This is a genomic window from Calothrix anomala FACHB-343 (genome assembly GCF_014696435.1).
GTDB lineage: Bacteria > Cyanobacteriota > Cyanobacteriia > Cyanobacteriales > Nostocaceae > Aulosira > Aulosira anomala_A.
Map to the genome: position 1 here is coordinate 49,683 of NZ_JACJQG010000024.1, position 17,181 is coordinate 66,863.

17 protein-coding genes and 1 pseudogene are annotated in these 17,181 nt (G+C 40.7%); 14 read left to right on the plus strand and 4 right to left on the minus strand.

Translation table 11 applies throughout. The annotated features are described in order from the left end of the window. Positions 1-20: 20 nt before the first annotated feature. Entirely contained in the window at positions 21-620 is a 600-nt protein-coding gene (locus H6G08_RS15510; protein ID WP_190544163.1) for a hypothetical protein, read from the plus strand. Positions 621-770: 150 nt separating this feature from the next. On the opposite strand, the gene H6G08_RS15515 is transcribed toward H6G08_RS15510, so the two are convergent. Next, the gene (locus H6G08_RS15515; protein WP_190544166.1) at positions 771-1,691 is read right to left on the minus strand and encodes an ankyrin repeat domain-containing protein; all 921 of its coding nucleotides are present in this window, start codon (positions 1,689-1,691) and stop codon (positions 771-773) included. 155 nt (positions 1,692-1,846) lie between these two features. Between H6G08_RS15515 and H6G08_RS15520 the strand changes: the two genes are divergently transcribed. Together H6G08_RS15520 and tatA are read left to right on the plus strand one after the other, a co-directional pair. Next, complete coding sequence (locus H6G08_RS15520; protein ID WP_190544170.1) at positions 1,847-2,092, plus strand: hypothetical protein; 246 nt, start codon at positions 1,847-1,849, stop codon at positions 2,090-2,092. Positions 2,093-2,175: 83 nt separating this feature from the next. Beyond that, positions 2,176-2,349, plus strand: a complete 174-nt coding sequence (gene tatA / locus H6G08_RS15525) for a twin-arginine translocase TatA/TatE family subunit (RefSeq protein WP_096646245.1) — start codon at positions 2,176-2,178, stop codon at positions 2,347-2,349. 67 nt (positions 2,350-2,416) lie between these two features. Here tatA and cphA read toward each other — a convergent pair whose 3' ends face one another. Together cphA and H6G08_RS15535 are read right to left on the minus strand one after the other, a co-directional pair. After that, positions 2,417-5,119: a cyanophycin synthetase gene (gene cphA, locus H6G08_RS15530; protein ID WP_190544173.1), complete on the minus strand. Its 2,703-nt coding sequence runs from the start codon at positions 5,117-5,119 to the stop codon at positions 2,417-2,419. A gap of 169 nt (positions 5,120-5,288) precedes the next feature. After that, complete coding sequence (locus H6G08_RS15535) at positions 5,289-6,152, minus strand: cyanophycinase (RefSeq protein ID WP_096646243.1); 864 nt, start codon at positions 6,150-6,152, stop codon at positions 5,289-5,291. Positions 6,153-6,721: 569 nt separating this feature from the next. On the opposite strand from H6G08_RS15535, the gene trmD reads away from it, so the two are divergent. The 8 genes from trmD to argH all read left to right on the plus strand — a co-directional run bounded on the left by trmD (position 6,722) and on the right by argH (position 13,945). Then, on the plus strand, positions 6,722-7,438 hold the full coding sequence (gene trmD, locus H6G08_RS15540; protein WP_190544176.1) for a tRNA (guanosine(37)-N1)-methyltransferase TrmD: 717 nt from the start codon (positions 6,722-6,724) through the stop codon (positions 7,436-7,438). A 90-nt stretch (positions 7,439-7,528) separates the two neighbouring features. Next, entirely contained in the window at positions 7,529-8,014 is a 486-nt protein-coding gene (gene ispF, locus H6G08_RS15545) for a 2-C-methyl-D-erythritol 2,4-cyclodiphosphate synthase (RefSeq protein WP_190544179.1), read from the plus strand. Between the two features lie 97 nt (positions 8,015-8,111). Next, positions 8,112-8,618, plus strand: coding sequence for a type I restriction enzyme HsdR N-terminal domain-containing protein (locus H6G08_RS15550; RefSeq protein WP_190544182.1), 507 nt, complete (start codon positions 8,112-8,114; stop codon positions 8,616-8,618). After that, the gene (locus H6G08_RS15555) at positions 8,599-9,240 is read left to right on the plus strand and encodes a PIN domain-containing protein (protein WP_190544185.1); all 642 of its coding nucleotides are present in this window, start codon (positions 8,599-8,601) and stop codon (positions 9,238-9,240) included. The genes H6G08_RS15550 and H6G08_RS15555 overlap by 20 nt, the downstream gene beginning before the upstream one ends. A gap of 25 nt (positions 9,241-9,265) precedes the next feature. After that, a complete protein-coding gene (locus H6G08_RS15560; RefSeq protein WP_190544188.1) occupies positions 9,266-11,050 on the plus strand; it encodes an ABC transporter substrate-binding protein in 1,785 nt (594 codons plus the stop codon). A 129-nt stretch (positions 11,051-11,179) separates the two neighbouring features. After that, a complete protein-coding gene (gene larB, locus H6G08_RS15565; protein WP_190544191.1) occupies positions 11,180-11,962 on the plus strand; it encodes a nickel pincer cofactor biosynthesis protein LarB in 783 nt (260 codons plus the stop codon). Between the two features lie 265 nt (positions 11,963-12,227). Then, a complete protein-coding gene (locus H6G08_RS15570) occupies positions 12,228-12,431 on the plus strand; it encodes a hypothetical protein (protein WP_190544193.1) in 204 nt (67 codons plus the stop codon). A 122-nt stretch (positions 12,432-12,553) separates the two neighbouring features. Then, the gene (gene argH / locus H6G08_RS15575) at positions 12,554-13,945 is read left to right on the plus strand and encodes an argininosuccinate lyase (RefSeq protein ID WP_190544196.1); all 1,392 of its coding nucleotides are present in this window, start codon (positions 12,554-12,556) and stop codon (positions 13,943-13,945) included. A 235-nt stretch (positions 13,946-14,180) separates the two neighbouring features. Here the strand turns inward: argH and H6G08_RS15580 are convergent, their stop codons facing one another. After that, complete coding sequence (locus H6G08_RS15580; protein WP_190544201.1) at positions 14,181-14,345, minus strand: Asl3888 family RNA-binding protein; 165 nt, start codon at positions 14,343-14,345, stop codon at positions 14,181-14,183. A gap of 806 nt (positions 14,346-15,151) precedes the next feature. On the opposite strand from H6G08_RS15580, the gene H6G08_RS15585 reads away from it, so the two are divergent. The 3 genes and pseudogenes from H6G08_RS15585 to H6G08_RS15595 all read left to right on the plus strand — a co-directional run. After that, positions 15,152-15,646: an NUDIX hydrolase gene (locus H6G08_RS15585; protein WP_190544203.1), complete on the plus strand. Its 495-nt coding sequence runs from the start codon at positions 15,152-15,154 to the stop codon at positions 15,644-15,646. Between the two features lie 242 nt (positions 15,647-15,888). Further along, a complete protein-coding gene (locus H6G08_RS15590) occupies positions 15,889-16,740 on the plus strand; it encodes an alpha/beta fold hydrolase (RefSeq protein WP_190544205.1) in 852 nt (283 codons plus the stop codon). A gap of 23 nt (positions 16,741-16,763) precedes the next feature. Then, positions 16,764-16,976, plus strand: a pseudogene (locus H6G08_RS15595) (cation:proton antiporter); the annotation flags it as partial. Between the last annotated feature and the right edge of the window lie 205 nt (positions 16,977-17,181).

Here is a 17,181-nt window from a genome sequence, read left to right on the forward strand (position 1 = left end):
TCAGAATCACCCAAAAAACTATGGATGAATCCAAACTACCAAATTCTGATGATTTACCCGCTCAAAAAATAATTCAGACTCAAGTTAAACTCACCAAAATTAAATTTGCTAAAAATGAGGATTGTCTGGAAATTGTCATTCCCCCGGCTGCTTTTTGGTCAGCAATTTGGAATCGCGGATTTTTAGCGATCGTTTTCAACACAATAGCAATTTTGATAACAGTTAACAGTTTTTTCGATAATTTATTTTGGTTGCTTTTATGGTGGAGCGGGAGTTTATGTTTGTTATATCAATTTATTTTCGATTTATTTGGACATATCCGACTGCGTATAGATAATCAAAAAATTACTATAGATTATACATTATTCAGATTTCGGTTATATTCACGGCGATCGGCACTCCAAAGCAGAGATAGCATTACTAAATTAGTTTACATTGAAAAACACTATCGAGAAATTGCTCAAGGCTCAATTGAAGAGCCAGCAACATTAGAAATTTGGGTAGGTGCAGAAAAGTATAAAATTATTATTCTTAGTAATCGGGTTAAAAATCAAGTAGAGATTGAATGGTTAGTACGTGAATTAAGTGATTGGTTAGGTATTGAAATAGAATATCCCTGAAGTAAAAATGCTATTTGTCAGGAGGGCGGTGAGCAATAAGTGTTTGATTTTTGAACATATACGTAGGGTACCCTACAGATACTTAAGATAAATATTGATTCATCGCCATACAATTAAGTATAAAAGCAATATCGACGACCTTAGTTAATTTTAAATTGCTCCATAGCTTTCCAAAAGTTGGATTATTTCTGACAGCTTGGTGTCATCCCAAAAACCTTGTTTGCTTAATTCTTTTGCAATTGCTAGAGCAGTGTAGTCATTTTCTTCTTTGGCATTAAAGTCAGCACCAAGTTCAAGTAATTGCCGAACAGCTTTTGTATTTAACTTCAAGACTGCTAACATTAAAACAGTTTGACCCCTGCGAGAACTGCCATTAATATCTGCTCCAGCTTCAAGTAATTCTTGAAATATCTCATTGTCAATGTTTGCCGAATTTAAAGCGATCGTTAGCGGTGGGTATCCACATACATCTTCTTCTTTCAAATTCGGATTAGCGCCTGCTTCTAATAAAATGCGAACAATAGATAATTGATTATTTCTTATAGCTTTATGTAATGCAGCTTCGCCATTAGAGCTAATTGCATTGACATCTATACCTTGAGAAATAGCAGTAGAAACAGCATTGATATTTCCATAGAAAGCATCATCCACAAAGGCTTCAACAGCATAATTATTTTTGCGTTGACGATAAATAAGACCCTTTGGTAATTCTTTATAAGCTATTTCTCTAAATTCAGAAAGAGTTAATGGCGCTAAGTAATCAAATACTTCTTGACAGCCAAATCTAGCAGCTTCACTTAAAGCAAATGCACCATCATCACTAATGGCATTAACATCTGCACCACGTTCAACCAGCAACTTCACCAAATCTAACCGACAACTACTAGCTATTTCTATGAGTATGGTGTAATTATCGTCATGTTTTTCATTAGGGTCAAATCCAATTGACATTAAACTTAAGCAAGCTTCTATTTGAGCTTGCATATAAGCCGTTTCTGGTTCTTTTTCATATCTCTCAGATTCATAATACTCATTGAGTTTTTGCTCAAATAAATAACTAAATAAACTCATTCTCTATCAATAAATTAATTTAAAATTTATTTTTGTATTATCCTTTAATAATGGTCAAGGAAAGTATAAAAATAGCAACTGACAGTAAATGGCAAAGTTTACCCCAGGAGCGATCGCGAAAGTAAAATAAAATTATCCTCCACTTAAACCCCATTATGGTTATCCCAGAACTCGAACAACAACTGCTTCAACTTTCCCCCAACAAAAAACTTTATATTATCCAACTTCTTGCCCAAAGTCTGACTATACACAACACCCACTCAGAGCAACCTAGTAAACTCTCAGAATTCTTCCGTCATTCCCCTCTGGCTGAAGTTACTGAAGAACTCGACCTGAGCCGCGATCGCAGCCTAAACTATAACTACAACGATTTTGCAAAGAACAGGGGTTGTAATTATTAATCCTTGGTCTATTTAAGTTTTAAGTTAGTCACTATAGCAACTGCACTTTATAGTTAACTATAGATGCTTGAGAGGAAGTATATATGTTATTTGGATTAGGATGGCCAGAAATTGCCATTATTCTGATAGTGGCTATTGTAATTTTCGGCCCGAAAAGAATTCCCGAACTGGGGAATGCACTGGGTAAAACTCTCCGGGGTTTTAAGGAAGAAGTTAAAGGTTCTAATTCAGAGAATAATTCCGAGCAAGACCAATAATATTGTTAATTGGCAGCAAAGCAAAGGTTAATAGTAGAGATACGCGCGATCGCATCTCTACTATTGACTAAAGCAGCGTATTGATGATCGGAGATACCACGCCATTTTGGGAATCTACGATGGCCGTAGTTGAATTTTGTTGATGTGTTTCTTCTTTAACTACGCCGCGTGTTCTAATTAGGCGAATGGCACGGCTGACACTTTCTGGTAAAATCACGACCAAGCTGTTTTCCGGAGCCATATCCAAGCCTTTGTTAATCGCTTGGGTTTCGTCCAAAATTGCCTCAAACCGAGCATTGGGTTTAACTTGGGTAATGCCTTGAGTAATCAACGCTGCGGCTGAACCTCTGGGACGACCTCTCGTGTCATCATCTTCTTTAACTATGATGTAATCAAAAATATCGGCGGCTAATTTGCCCAATGTAACAAAATCTTCGTCACGGCGATCGCCAGGGCCGCCAACTACGCCAATTCGCTGTCCTGTAGTCCAGTTGCGGACGAAAGCACCTACAGCTTCGTAACTAGCTGGGTTATGAGCATAGTCTACTAAGGCATGGTAGTTGCCTAAATTAAACAAATTCATCCGTCCTGGAGTTTGACTTACAGAAGCGCGGAAGGTCTTTAAGCCGGCGCGAATCTGCTCAATGGTGACGTTTTGCACAAAAGCTGCCAAACTTGCGGCTAAGGCGTTAGCAATCATAAATGGTGCGCGTCCTCCCATTGTTAAGGGAATCGCTTCTGCCCTTTCGATGCGGTGCGTCCAATCGCCTTTGACAATTGACAGATAGCCATTTTCATAAACTGCTGCGACTCCGCCCTTTTGAATGTGCTTGCGCACCAGTTCTGAGTCGGGGTTCATGGTGAAGTAAGCAATATTCGCTTTTGTCTTCTCCGCCATTGCCGCAACTCGATGATCGTCGGCGTTGAGTACAGCATAGCCATCTGGGAATACAGCTTCGGCTACTACACTTTTGAGGTTAGCCAATTGGTCAATGGTATCGATATCGCCTATACCTAAATGGTCGGCGGCAACATTTAATACTACACCTACATTAGCAGCTTCAAAACCTAGCCCGGAGCGGAGAATGCCACCACGAGCGCTTTCTAAAACTGCGACCTCTACAGTCGGGTCTTGCAAGATTAAATGGGCACTTTGCGGCCCCGTATTATCTCCAGCTTCTACTAAATAATCACCGATATAAGTTCCATCTGTAGTTGTATAACCTACTACTTTACCTGTCTGTTTATAAATATGTGCTAGTAATCTGGTAGTAGTGGTTTTACCATTAGTACCGGTGACGCTCAGAATGGGAATGCGGCTAGATTGCTCGTTAGGAAAGAGCATATCCATAACTGCGCCGGCAACGTTGCGGGGAATGCCTTGACTGGGCGCAACATGCATTCTAAAGCCAGGAGCGGCGTTAACTTCAACAATTACGCCATCTACTTCCCTTAAGGGGCGGCTAATATCTGTGGTGACGATATCCAAACCGGCGATATCCAAGCCAATAATTTTGACTACCCGTTGTGCTAGCCAAATATTTTCTGGGTGAATTTCATCGGTACGGTCTAAAGCGCAACCACCTGTACTTAAGTTAGCTGTAGCGCGTAAATAACAAACTGTACCTTTGGGAAGAACGCTATTTAGGGTGTAGCCTTGCCTTTCTAGCAACTGGTAACTAGTCCGGTCGAGTTCAATTTTGGTGAGTACATTATCATGTCCTTCACCGCGATTTGGGTCTTGGTTTGTTTCCTCAATTAGTTCCGCAACCGTAGATCTGCCATTACCTACCACATGGGCTGGGACTCGTTCAGCTACTGCTACGACTTTACCATCTACCACCAATACCCGATGATCTCGCCCTACATAATACCGTTCCACAATCACTGACCGAGATACCTGTCTAGCTGCTTCATAAGCGGCTTCGGCTTCTTCCCAGGTTCTAATATCAATGGTAATTCCCCGTCCGTGATTGCCATCTAATGGCTTGATGACTATGGGATAACCACCAACATATTCAATTGCTTCTTCCAAATCATCCAAGAAACTAATAACTGTACCTTTAGGCACTGGTACGCCAGCAGATGCCAAGATACGTTTGGTGGCTTCTTTGTCGCAAGCTAGTTCTACTCCCAAAATACCGGTGTTATCGGTCATGGTTGCTTGCATCCGCTTTTGGTTCACGCCATAGCCTAGCTGAATCAAAAAGCGTGCCCCCAAAGCCATCCAGGGTATACCGCGTTTTTCTGCTTCTTTGACGATCGCTTCTGTAGACGGCCCCAAAGATGCATCGCGCCAGAAGTCTTTTAAGTCTTGAATGTCTTGCTCTAGCTCGGCTTTGGGATAACGACCGCGATCGACTATACTTTGGCACAACCGCACGGCGGCTCGTCCGGCGTAGCGTCCCGCCTCTTCATTCAGGTACTCAAGCACTACCTGGTAAATTCCAGGTGTAGCTGTTTCGCGGGTGCGACCAAAGCCGACATGCATTCCGGCTAGTTCTTGCAGTTCGAGGGCTACATGCTCAACGATATGGCCCATCATTGTGCCTTCGCGCACGCGCATTAAAAAACCACCCCGACAGCCCGGTGAGCAATAGTGGCCCTCCAGACTTGGCAAGGCCTCTACTAATCCTTCGTAAAAACCAGGGATTTCATTTGAGGGCTTATCGGCAAGGTTTTCTAAATCGAGGCGCATGACGATCAGCTTGTGGCGTCGAATGCTCCAGTAGTTTGGGCCGCGTAAGGTCTGGATCTTGAGGATTCTCATGGGAATAGGTAGATGGAGATTCGGAACCAATATTCTAGTTTCTTACTGGGATTGATCGTAAACTGTTTATCACGAACAGTTTTTCTTTTTAAATACTGTATATCTGATTTTTCTACGGTTAGAAATAAATCCACGATCAACTCAGTGTAACCTCAGATACTCTATTCCGTCAGCTGGAGATCCGGTGTACCGCAGGCAATACAGTGCGTTGGTACAGGTGGAAGCGATCGCCATAGCTGAGGATATGGAGGCGTAAATTATGCACAGTTAAGGGTTCATTTGCTCCTACATGGGGTTCATTTGTGTGGGTTAACTCCGTGGGATCGACAATCGTGACGCTACCTTTACCCATAACCTGTAGCCAGCCATCGCGCTCGAATACAGCACAGGTATCTTCGTCAATACCGATACCTAAGCGATCGGGGTGAGCTGCGATCGCGCTAATTAATCGCCCCATGCGATTACGGTTGTGAAAGTGTTGGTCTACAATCACTTCGGGAATAAAACCTAAGCCTGTTGCCATATCTACCAGAGAGCGGTTGGGCGTTTCCCCACTACCACCGCCAGCAATCATATGATGCCCCATTACCGCCGCTCCGGCACTAGTGCCAGCTAAGGTAAGTTCCCCTGCCCTAACTCGCTGTCGGACAATGTCCATCACTGGCGTATCTGCCAACACGCCACACAGACGTAATTGATCCCCTCCTGTTAAAAAGACTCCGCTACAGGCTTCTAGAGATGCTTTAATTTGAGAAGCTTCGCACTGTTCCCGTTCGCGAATATCTAAAATCTCAACCTTCTCCGCACCCATTTCTTCAAAAATCCGAATATACCTACCGCCAATAATGGCTGGCTCGCGAGAGGCAGATGGAATAATTGTAATATAAGCCTTGCTAGCACCAGCACGGCCAAAAAAAGTTCTTAGGATATCGCGTCCGTGAACTTTGTCTTCTGCGCCTCCGATAACCAGAACGGCGGTTTTAGTTGCTTGGGGTGTCCTCATTTCCAGCGATTTAGCTTTTAATTGCGGCATTGTGTTTCTCCTGTCAACAACTTCAGGAGCCATCGCCTGGGACGGGTTTCCCGGCTTGTGGCGAATGGCGTGTGAATATAACAAAGTTCAGTAGCCTGGCGATTTTTGCGCTTTGCTTGTATGAGAGGACACTTTTTTGCAGTTGCGAGTGTTTGCTCGATCCACAAGACGCCTCAGTCTTGATATGTCCATTTTCCTCAAAGCCAGCGCCTTGTTTGTTCACCTGTCCACTTTTGCCAGTTTGGCAAAATAGTGCGAGTAGGGCTAAGTGGGGGCTAGGCTACGCCCGCGATGGGGGCGAGTAGGTTTTGACAAGCTGTGTTCTGAGGCTGGCTGGATGCATCCTGAAAGTTGTTAACTGAGTTCAGAATATTAATTTAAATGTAGTTTTGACAATATTTAAACATAAAGTAAGTAAATAGAAAAACTTTTCGTCTCCCGCAAGATCTAAGTTTTCTGGTACTTTTAGTTACTATTGACAAACTTTATCTCTAGCCCTACCACTCATTAGCTTCTTGTGTTTCCTAGACATTCAAATTTAAGATTAGTGTTCTTGAATACGAATAACTGTGCGCTTTGATATAGTTACGCTTTTTCCTGACTGTTTTACCTCAGTTTTGAGTTCTGGATTGCTGGCTAAAGCCTTAGCCAAACAGATTGCGCAAGTCAATCTTGTTAATCCTAGAGACTTTACCAATGACAAGCACCGGAAAGTAGATGATGAACCCTATGGCGGCGGTGTGGGGATGCTGATGAAGCCGGAACCCATTTTCGCTGCTGTAGAGTCGTTGCCGATTCTACCGCAAAGAGAGGTGATTTTGATGAGTCCTCAAGGACAAACTATCAATCAACCACTTTTGCGCGAGCTGGCAACAAATTATAACCAATTAGTTGTCATTTGTGGCCATTATGAAGGAGTAGATGAGCGAGTACTGCATTTAGTTACCCGTGAAGTCTCTCTAGGCGACTTTATTCTCACCGGTGGCGAAATCCCCGCAATGGCTTTGCTTAATGGTGTGGTAAGACTATTACCGGGCACTGTAGCGAAGGTGGAATCATTGACAGCCGAGAGTTTTGAAGAAGGTTTGTTAGATTATCCCCAATACACCCGTCCTGCCAATTTTCGTGGCTGGAAAGTACCGGATGTCTTACTCTCTGGAAATCACGCCGCCATTGCCCAGTGGCGTTACGAACAACAAATCCAAAGAACCAGCGATCGCCGTCCCGATTTACTGGAAAAATGGCAAAGGGAAAAGGAGGACAAGGGAGACAAGGAGGACAAATAATTCAAAATTCAAAATTCAAAATTCTATTTGCCCAATGCCCAATGCCCAATGCCCAATGCCCAATGCCCATTGACTATTGACTATTGACAAATGACAAACATTCGTATAGGTAACGGCTACGATATTCACCGCCTAGTGAGCGATCGCGCTTTAATTTTAGGCGGTGTGAACATTCCCCATGAATTAGGTTTGCTGGGGCACAGTGATGCTGATGTGCTGACCCATGCGATTATGGATGCCATGCTAGGGGCATTATCTTTAGGGGATATTGGACATTATTTTCCGCCGACAGATCCTAAATGGGCGGGTGCAGATAGTTTGGTGCTATTAACTCAAGTAAACCAGCTAATTTGCGATCGCGGTTGGCGAATCGGCAATATTGATTCGGTGGTAGTCGCAGAACGACCAAAATTGAAACCCCATATTGAGACAATGCGGGATAAGCTAGCGGCTGTTTTACAGTTAGAACCAAATCAAATTGGTATCAAAGCTACTACTAACGAAAAATTAGGCCCTGTGGGAAGAGAAGAAGGGATATGCGCCTATGCTGTGGTTTTACTAGTAGCTGCTAATTAACTCAAATTTCGGTAACAGATTGGTTAATGGATAGCATAGGTATACATGAGCAAGAAATTTCTCAAGAATTATTAAATTATTTAGGAGAACTAGGACAATGGAAGCTGCAAAATTTCAGATTCCTAATTATGTTGCTGATATTGTTGCCTTGGATAAGGATGAGAAAATTGTTTTATTAGTGGAAGTTAAAGCAACAAAATTAGAAGGGAGAGATGCCAAAGAGGAAGCTATTTCACAATTAAAGTCATATTTACAAAATGCCAAAAATACTCGGTTTGATTTAGCAAATGAGACATTTGCTATGTTCGCAGATCTAGAAAATATTTATATTTTTAAATGGGATGGGAAGAAATTTTCAGATTTTCTGATTTCACAAGAAACTGCTAATACTCTTAGCTATTACGATCCTGATTTTAGCAGCAAAACAATCTTGGGATTCTACTTAAAAACGCTGGTAGAGGCTTGGCTACGAGACTTAGCTTATCACTGGAAATCAGAAACACCGCCAGCATCAGAAAAGTTGGCAGAAATAGGGTTGCTGCAAAAATTGGAAGGGGGAACCACTTATTCACAGGTAAATTTTGATGGTGATACTTTACGTTGAAACTAACTTTTTGATGGCAATTGCCAAAGGACAGGATTTAGAAGCTAAAGAATTATTGCGTTCTGTCCCTCCATCAATACATCGTATAGTCATACCAGAAATTTGTTATATTGAAGCTCTTAACAGATGGAAAAAAGAGAAATATTACGCCGATGAATTTGAGAAAGAACTGAATAAGCAGATTAATAACTCAAGCCGAGATTTAGCTTCTCCTCATGCTAAATCTTTTCTTACTTCCTTGGAACAAACTCTGATTTTGAATCAAGCATTACTAAATGATATTCAAGTTCGTCTGTTTGAGTATATTGACTTGCTTATTCAAACAGCTAAAGTAGAAGAAATAAAATTAGATACTACTATAATTCGGAATATTTCTAAAGCAGTTATTCTTCAACCGGACACACTAATTATTAAACGCGACCTCATGGATAACTTGATTTTACATTGTATTATAAGCCATGCAAAAAGTTATTATTCAACCCAGAAAAAAGTATTCTTAAGTGGTAATAGTAAAGATTTTGGTAAACCTGAAGTTATCAAAATTTTGGAAACTGCTGGAATTGAAAAGTATTTCACTAATACTAATAATTTTCTAGGTTGGTTAAACTCTCAGTCCAGTTAAAAATTGATATTTGATTATTAAAATTATGAAATTTTCTACTATTTTGGCTACAGTTAAACGGTTTTGGTTACTCATAATTATCTGTATAGTAACAGGACTGACAGTTGCGGCTTGTAACCCATCTAATTTTAAAACCACAGCCGCTCAAGTTCCCCAGTTAGTCACTAGTATTCTCAGCGATCCGAAAACATTTAATTTTGCGCTTAGTTCGGAATCACCAAATATTTTTGGTTGGACTTATGAAGGGTTAATTACTGAAAATTATGAAAATGGCCAAGTTGAACCAGCTTTAGCAGAATCTTGGCAAATTTCTGAAGATAAATTAAAAATTGTTTTTACCCTACGTGAAAATCTTAAATGGTCTGACGGACAACCATTGACAGTAGATGATGTAGTATTTACCTACAATGATATTTATCTTAATGAAGCTATCCCTACAGATGCTAGAGATGGGATGAGAATTGGTGAAAGTCGCAAACTACCAACTGTCAAAAAAATTGATAATCGGAGAGTTGAATTTTCTATTCCCGAACCATTTGCGCCTTTTTTACGCAGCACGACAGGATACCCAATTTTACCAGCCCATGCATTACGCGAATCTGTAACTACAAAAGACCAAGAAGGTAAACCAAAATTTCTGTCAAAATGGGGCGTAGATACACCACCAGATCAACTAATTGTTAATGGCCCTTTTAAACTAGAGCGATATGACACTAGCCAACGCATAGTTTTCCGCCGAAATCCCTATTATTGGCGTAAGGATGCGCAAGGAAAAGCCCAGCCTTATATTGAAAGAATAGTTTGGCAGATTGTTGAATCTACAGATACATCTTTACTGCAATTTCGTTCTGGTGGTTTAGATACTGTAGGCGTGTCACCAGAATACTTTTCTTTGCTGAAAGTGCAAGAAAAGCAAGGTAATTTTAAAATATATAATGGCGGGCCTGGCTCTGGTACGACCTTTTTAATTTTTAATTTAAATCAAGGTTCCAGAGATGGAAAACCGCTAATTGAACCGAAAAAATCTCGCTGGTTTAATACTGTGGAATTTCGCCAAGCAGTAGCCTACGCCATAGATAGACAAACGATGATTAATAATACCTTCCGTGGCTTAGGTCAACCGCAGGATTCACCAATTTCTGTTCAAAGTCCCTATTATCTTTCACCAAAAGAAGGGCTAAAAGTTTATGATTATAATATTGAGAAAGCCAAACAATTACTCCTGAAAGCTGGCTTTAAATATAACGACAAAAATCAGCTAATTGATGCTGAAGGTAACAATGTCCGCTTTACCTTGCTGACGAATGCTGGTAATAAAATTCGTGAAGCAATGGGTTCACAAATTAAACGGGATTTAAGCAAGATTGGCATTCAAGTTGATTTTAATCCTATTGCTTGGAATACCTATACAGACAAACTTGCTAATTCTCTAGATTGGGAAGCAGCTTTATTAGGTTTAACTGGTGGTTTAGAACCTAATGATGGGGCTAATGTTTGGTCTCCTGAAGGGGGATTACATATGTTTAATCAAAAGCCACAAACAGGACAAAAACCAATTCAAGGTTGGCAAGTTGCGCCTTGGGAAGCAAAAATTGGTGAACTTTATATCAAAGCAGCCAGAGAATTAGACGAAGCCAAGCGCAAAGCAATTTATGCAGAAACACAACAAATTACTCAAGAGAATTTACCATTTATTTACTTGGTGAATGCCTATGCAATGTCAGCGTTGCGCAATCGTTTTGAAGGCATTAAATTCTCTGGACTTGCTGGTGCATTTTGGAATATTCATGAAATCAAAATAGTTGATTAGTCAAGGGTCAATAGTCAATAGTCAATAGTCAATAGTCAATAGTCAATGGTCAATGGTGATGAGTTTTAGACAAATGACAAATGACAAATGACAAATGACGAATGACAAGTAACAAAGGACAAATAATACATGACCAATGAAAATGCTTTGCGATCGCTCTTAAAAGCGGTTGCAGATGGTAATGTGACGCCAAATCAAGCTTTAGACTCTCTCAAAGACCTAGCTTATGAGAAAGTGGGGGATTTTGCCAAAATTGACCACCATCGGGCGCTGAGGACTGGTTTTCCTGAAGTAATTTGGGGTTTGGGTAAAACTCCCGATCAGATTGCGCAAATTATGGAAGTGATGCGTCAGCGCAATCCGGTAGTTATGGCTACCCGCATTGAACCTGCAATCTACGCCACTCTACAATCTAGGGTGAGAGGCTTACGCTACTATGAGTTAGCAAAAATTTGTGCTATTACTCCCAGTGAAATTGAACCGCAGTTTGACGGTGTAATTGGTATTCTTTCAGCAGGAACAGCCGATTTACCTGTAGCCGAAGAAGCAGCCGTGACAGCCGAACTTTCTGGTTTTCGCGTATTACGTCTGTGGGATGTTGGGGTTGCTGGTATCCACCGTTTATTAAGTAATCGCCACTTAATTGAGTCAGCATCGGTTTTGATAGTTGTAGCGGGGATGGAAGGCGCATTACCTAGCGTAGTTGCAGGTTTAGCGGATTGTCCTGTGATTGCAGTACCTACCAGTATTGGTTATGGTGCGAGTTTTGGCGGTTTAGCACCCCTTTTAACAATGCTTAACTCTTGCGCGCCAGGAATCGGCGTAGTCAATATTGATAACGGCTTTGGCGCAGCCGTCTTAGCTGGGCAAATTTTACGGACAGCAGTGAAATTAAATAATAGTCAGTTGTGATTGGGCATGGGGCATTGGGCATGGGGCAAATAGAATTCTTACAGCATATTTCAGGTAAATGAGGTACGCGCTTTGGGGCATGGCAGTGCCAATGCCCCTACAATTAACGATTATCTGTATCTCACCAACTTGCAATTCGCTGTAATTTTGAATTTTGAATTTTGAATTTTGAATTTTGAATTATTTGTCCCCCTTCCCTTCCCCCAACGCTGGACATCACCTACAAGTAGAGGTTATGACATAACCATACTTCAGGGTACTAAGTATGAACTATTTCAGTAATGTGCTAGCTGAGTTATTTTGGCATTCGCCTGTAACTTTATGGCTGGCTCAAAATATTACCGATCCGAATGTTTTGGGGCAAATGCAAAGCGCTTGGAACCATTTTGTCAAAACAGGGCAAGTTTGGGCACTGTTGATTGGTTTGGTTATTGGCTATCTGATTCGGAATTTAACTAGCTACGGTTAAAGTAATTTAAGATTTAAGATTTTGCAAAAAATCGGATCGCTGACTGTCGGCGATCTGAATTTTTCTGGATGGATTGTTAATCAATCCAAAATCTTAACTTAATTGCCCCACCTTTAACGTTTATGACCGAACAAAAAACTTGGAGCCAGAGGTTTGAATCAGCGTTGCATCCAGCGATCGCTCTTTTTAATGCTAGTATTAATTTTGACATTGAACTCATTGAATATGACCTAACTGGTTCTCAAGCCCATGCAAAAATGCTGGCTCATACTGGCATTATTTCCCCAGAAGAAGGAGAAACATTAGTTACTGGCTTAGAACAAATTCGTCAAGAATATCGCCAAGGAAAATTTCAGCCTGGTATTGATGCGGAAGATGTTCACTTTGCTGTAGAACGGCGATTGACAGAACTTGTGGGTGATGTGGGTAAAAAGCTGCATACGGCGCGATCGCGTAATGACCAAGTTGGCACTGATACAAGACTTTATCTGCGCGACCAAATCCAGCAAATTCAGCAGCAATTGCGGGAATTTCAAACTGTTTTACTAGAAATAGCGGAAAAAAATGTAGAGACTCTCATTCCTGGCTATACTCACCTACAACGCGCCCAACCACTCAGTTTAGCCCATCATCTCTTGGCTTACTTTAATATGGCGCAACGCGACTGGGAACGCCTAGCAGATGTATATCGCCGAGTGAATATCTCGCCTTTGGGTTGTGGTGCTTTAGCGGGAACGACTTTCCCTATAGACCGGCATTATACAGCCGAACTCTTGAATTTTGACAACATTTATGCTAATAGCCTGGATGGAGTGAGCGATCGCGATTTTGCGATCGAATTTCTCTGTGCAGCTAGTTTGATTATGGTTCACCTCAGCCGTCTGAGTGAAGAGGTGATTCTTTGGGCATCAGAAGAATTTCGCTTTATTATCCTCAAAGATACCTGTGCTACAGGTTCCAGCATCATGCCTCAAAAGAAAAACCCCGACGTTCCCGAACTAGTCAGAGGTAAAACCGGGCGTGTCTTTGGGCATTTACAAGCCATGCTGGTAATTATGAAGGGGCTACCGTTGGCATATAACAAAGATTTGCAAGAAGACAAAGAAGGTTTATTTGACAGCGTTAACACAGTCAAAGCCTGCTTAGAAGCAATGACAATTTTGCTGCGTGAAGGTTTAGAATTTCGTCCTCAACGCCTAGCAGCAGCTGTAGCCGAAGACTTTTCTAACGCCACCGATGTAGCAGATTATCTAGCAGCAAAAGGCGTACCCTTCCGAGAAGCTTATAACCTCGTAGGTAAGGTAGTTAAAACCAGTATCGCCGCAGGTAAATTGCTCAAAGATTTGACATTGGCAGAGTGGCAAGAAATACATCCAGCATTTGCAGCCGATATTTATGAAGCCATCTCGCCCCGTCAAGTCGTCGCCGCCCGTAATAGTTATGGTGGTACAGGCTTTGCCCAAGTTCGCAACGCAATTAATACTGCCCGTACTCAGCTAGAGGCTAGGGGCTAGAGGCTAGGGGCTAGGGGCTAGGGACTAGGGGCTAGGGGGACAGGGGGCAGAAATTTGAGATTTTGGATTTGAGATTGACATCTCAAATTTAAAATCCACGCATTCTTGACAATGCCCAATGCCCCATGCCCCATACCCAATGCCCATAAAATAATTCAGGACGTACATTATCTGTACGCCCTGAAAAATCAAACATTTAAAGAGCAATTAAAGAGTAAGAATTTTAATAGATGGCTTACTCAGCATCAATTGCTGATACACCCTCATCTTCATCACTCTTAGGAGGTCTTTGTTGGAACCTTCTCTGCATTCTTCCTGTAGTAGTTCGTTTACGAAACTTTCTGGCGTATGCCTGGTTCCGTAGCGCCTTTTCTTTTTTCGGGTTACGGCGCTTAGCCATGTTCACCTCATTAAATAAACAACAAAAAAAGCTACTAGGCAATATCAGCTACCGTTGTTATTGATATATATTTAGCCTAGCGTAGCTATCAGATAGTTTGAACAGCATACAATTATAACGTATATAATTGGGTAATGTCAACATTTATTCAGCGTCTATTTCTGGTTGCATAGCATACACATTTGTGAATTTTTGTCTATCAAAAGGGGGAATTAACACAATCAACTATTGAATATAGCAATCCATTGAGGTTTGTTGACAGTTAACCGTTGACAGTTAACAGCCAAAACCGATATTTTGCACAACTGAAATAGGAATGCTATGTGCCAGTTGTGTAATTTATGATTATTTTTAAACCAATATTTTTCAGGAATTTATTTTTTCATATAAATGATTTAATTCATTACTATATTTACAGATTAATCTTGATAAAAAATTTATGTATTTATGGAATTGATCGCCTAATAAATCTAGATGAAATCAAGTAAAAAAGCATGATGATACTGTTGATTTTATATGTAAACCTAGCTGGTGTATATTTTACTAATTAATTATGAATTATCGGACAAATTACTGGAATTATTAGTTGATATTGATAAAATTTCAGCTAATGAATCAGTTTTACTGATTGTAAATACAAGCTGATTTATCAAAACTGCATCCCTCAAGGAACTTCTTCTAAGAAAATGCTAGAATGAAAACTCCAAACCATTAACATTTTGTATAGTACACAACTAATTTTTTTGTATTTAAGCAGTTATGTTAATTGGTCAGGAATTTTAGAATACAATACACAAATTTGCAGATTGAACATTCTTGCTTTGTTTACTATAGCTTTACAGTCTACACGTAGCTTATGGCGCTTTGGGCAAACGGTATTGGGGATAATTTTCCGTCATCCCATTACCGGTACCAGCATTATCCCCGTCCTACCTGATGGTCGGATTGTGCTAATTAGGCGCAGTGACAATGGCCTCTGGGCGTTACCTGGGGGTATGGTCGATTGGGGAGAAGATATTCCTAGTACAGTCCGCCGAGAATTGTTGGAGGAAACTGGCTTGGAGTTAGTAAAAATCCGCCGTTTAGTTGGGGTTTATTCTTCGCCAAGCCGAGATCCGCGAATTCATTCGATTTGTGTTGCAGTGGAAGCTGAAGTTCAAGGTGTGATGGCAATTCAGGATAAATTGGAAGTTACAGAAATCCAAGCATTCTCTCCTAATTCCCTACCTCTAGAACCAATGTCTCATGACCACTCTCAGCAATTACAAGACTATTTAAATGGCTTGACAATTGTGGCATAACAATATTTACTTATTCGGTAGTCAACTGCAGTATGAAGTATAAAGTATGAAGGGACAAACCTCGAATTTTGGCAGCATCTACTCTTGGGGTATGTAAAGATTATTTTGAATTGGCATCTTTACAAGTCGCTTTGTATCTACATTCTTTACACTTCATATTTTTTAGTCATATAGTCATTGGCCTATATTTACTGTGCAATGATTATTGATTATTATGCTAAAACTTAATCGTTAAAATTCAGATGGATACGCTATTTCGTAACTCCCGGAGAAAACTGTCTCAAGGGCTATTATTCTGGCGCGAAGTCGGTCAGGGAACGCCAATTATTTTTTTACATGGTGCTTGGAATGATAGCAGCCAATGGGTATCAGTAATGGAATCTCTTGCAGATAATTTTCATTGCTTCGCCCCAGATTTATTAGGTTGTGGGGAGTCAGATAATCCTAATGTTCACTACTGTGTTGAGTTACAAGTAGAGTGTTTAGCTGAGTTTTTAGCAGCGTTAAAGCTGGAGAATGTGTATTTAATCGGACATTCTTTAGGCGGGTGGATTGCTGCTAGCTATGCTTTGAAGTATCCAGAGCAAGTAGAGGGTTTAATATTATTATCACCAGAGGGTGTGAAAGTAGAAGGACAAGAGAAAAGATGGAAAAAGATGCAGTGGTTAGTGGATGCGCCACAATTATTATTTCAAATTTTGCGATCGCTCCTACCAATCATGAAAATTTTCGGTTTGCATAGCAAAATTGAAAAGTATTTACAAAAGCGTAAAACTCTACTACAACAATCTACAGCCTGTCAATTACTCTTTAACCGACCAAAGCCAGAAATTGCAGCAGAATATCTTCAAGACAAATTGCACCTGTTAGCAAATCCTGTGTTAATTTTACAAGGTGGTAAAGATACCCCTGATGCTTTAGCTAGGAGTCAAACTTACCATCAACTTTTACCTCACGCTGAATTAAAAATTATTCCTCACGCTAGCGATAATTTACCAGAATCTTGTGTAGGGCTGGTGGCTGAAGATATTCAGGAATATATCAAAGCAATTCAAAATTCAGAATTCAAAATTAAGAAATTTAGATTTTCGTAGGTTTCTTTTAACAAGATTTACCAGTGAATGTAGCTGAATTAGTCACGGTTTCAATTATTCTTTTACTCGTAGCCACCGTTGTTGCTTTACTGTCGCGCTGGTTACGAGTTTCTTATGTTGCGGGTTTAGTTTTAGCAGGTTTAGCAATCACAGAACTTTTACCACAACGTATTGGGTTGAATGATTCGCTGATTTTAAATTTATTTCTGCCGATTTTGGTATTTGAAGCTGCTATTTACGTAATTAAGATTTTTTTTCGTAGGGGCGGGGTTTCCCCATTGGTATCAACTTAATAAACCCCCATTTCATCTAGCTCCCATGCTCTGCGTGGGAGCGAAAATCTGTGGGCTACTGCCTCAATTTATCAGCTTTCGAGGCAGAGCCTCGCAATAAGCATTTCCAGCCGGAGGCTGGCAACGAGATATAGAAAGGTTTTGAGCT